This window comes from Nocardiopsis sp. FR4 (assembly GCF_009830945.1).
Taxonomy (GTDB): domain Bacteria; phylum Actinomycetota; class Actinomycetes; order Streptosporangiales; family Streptosporangiaceae; genus Nocardiopsis.
Window position 1 is genome coordinate 1 of record NZ_VWVV01000077.1, and the last position, 533, is coordinate 533.

General features: G+C 73.5%; 1 protein-coding gene. It reads right to left on the reverse strand.

Going from position 1 to position 533, the window contains the following annotated elements; genetic code table 11:
• A partial coding sequence (locus FYW95_RS27495; RefSeq protein ID WP_159945742.1) for a LacI family DNA-binding transcriptional regulator occupies positions 1-520 on the reverse strand: 520 nt, incomplete at its 3' end.
• Positions 521-533: the final 13 nt, after the last annotated feature.

Below are 533 nucleotides of genomic sequence, written 5' to 3' on the forward strand. Positions count from 1 at the left end.
GCCGGTGCATGTGCTCCACCATCAACCGCCCGGCCTCCTCGAAGTCGAGGTCGAAGACGTCCAGGCCGGAGCAGTCCCCGGGCAGGCCGACCAGGGCGCCGGGCTGCGGCGCGGCGCGCAGGACCGGCAGCCGGACGTCGTCGTGGGCGACGTTGAGCAGCACGACCCCGTCCACCATCCGCGAGTCGGTGATCCGGCGCAGGGCACGGGCCCCGTCGGCCTCGGTGACCAGCAGGATGTCGTAGCCGAGCTCGCGGGCGGTGTCGGAGACCCCGGTGATGTACTGCAGCATGGCCGGGGCGAACTCGTCCTCCAGGAACCGGGCGAGCAGGCCGATCACACTGGTCCGCGCGGTGGCCAGCGCCCGGGCCCCGGCGTTGGGCGTGTAGCCCAGCTTGCGCACGGCCTCGTCCACCTGCCGCCGCACCTCCGGGGAGATGGTGCGCTTCCCGGACAGCGCGTAGGAGGCGGTGCTGCGGGAGACCCCGGCCAGCCGGGCCACGTCGCCGATGGTCACCATCGTTCCTCCAGGG